1 protein-coding gene and 1 pseudogene are annotated in these 1,000 nt (G+C 58.7%); one reads left to right on the top strand and one right to left on the bottom strand.

Annotated features, from left to right (window positions below):
* Positions 1-314, top strand: a pseudogene (locus FN369_RS08720) (MFS transporter); the annotation flags it as partial.
* An 85-nt stretch (positions 315-399) separates the two neighbouring features.
* Here FN369_RS08720 and FN369_RS08715 read toward each other — a convergent pair.
* A complete protein-coding gene (locus tag FN369_RS08715; protein WP_225487756.1) occupies positions 400-972 on the bottom strand; it encodes a hypothetical protein in 573 nt (190 codons plus the stop codon).
* Between the last annotated feature and the right edge of the window lie 28 nt (positions 973-1,000).

Genomic DNA, 1,000 nt, shown 5'->3' with positions numbered 1-1,000 from the left:
CCGCCGGCATCGCGATCACGGCGGCCGGGCGCAGTGCGGCACTCTGGCTGCCAGCCGCCGTGATCATGGGCGGTGGCATGGCGCTGCTCTACCCCAACCTGATCGCCACGATGTCCGACCAGGCGGCGCCACTGATCCGCGGCAAGGCCCTCGGAACCTACCGCTACTGGCGCGACACCGGCTACGCGCTTGGCGCCCTGCTGCTCGGCCTCATCGCACAGTTCGCCCAGGCAACGCTTCCGACACTCTGGATCACCTCGATCCTCGTGACCGGATCCGGCATCTGGCTCATGCGGGCTCTCCCTCGCAAATGAGGCCACACGGCAAAGCCCAACATATCAGTTCTATGTATGTTCACGTGTGACGTACGTAAAATGCACTTCCGTGTCGCCACCCCGATCAGTCGGCTTTGCGCATCATGCCGCGCATCATCGCTGGCATACCTTCTTTCGCGAAGCGGTCGAGTTCGCGGGCATGCGCATAGATCACTTTGATCATCTCGGGATCGTCAGAGATTTCTGTCACCTGGATGCCGGTCGGCAACAGCTTATAGCTACGCTGATATTTCGTGCTGTTGGTAAACATGGCCGGGACGCTGTTGCTCATCGGATATGGAAACGGGCGGTTGTCTGCGAGGCGAGCATACATTTCGATCACGTGGGCCTGGATCAGCTTGGCGGTTTTCGGGTTACTCGACACCGTAGTGTCGATAATACCGTTTGGTAGATAATCGGTCGCACGGGTGATTTCCGCATGCCGCTCGAACAGTTCCATACCGAGCCGCATTGGCCCCATCATGTTATCGCGAGACATCATCCCGTGCATGTCCATGTGGGACATGCTTTGCCCCATCATCCCATTCATCATGCCCTCCGAAGAAGGCGGATCAACGGCAATCCGAGCGATGGCTGATTTCTGACCGAAGCCGAGAAGCGTCAACAAGCCGGTAAAGAGACTACCGGCGATGGCCATTATGTTGCGGGCTATGGCTGAAAATGGG

Source organism: Methylacidimicrobium cyclopophantes, from assembly GCF_902143385.2.
Lineage (GTDB): Bacteria > Verrucomicrobiota > Verrucomicrobiia > Methylacidiphilales > Methylacidiphilaceae > Methylacidimicrobium > Methylacidimicrobium cyclopophantes.
Note: the sequence above shows the minus strand (reverse complement) of the source record. Positions and strands in the feature narration are given on the sequence as shown.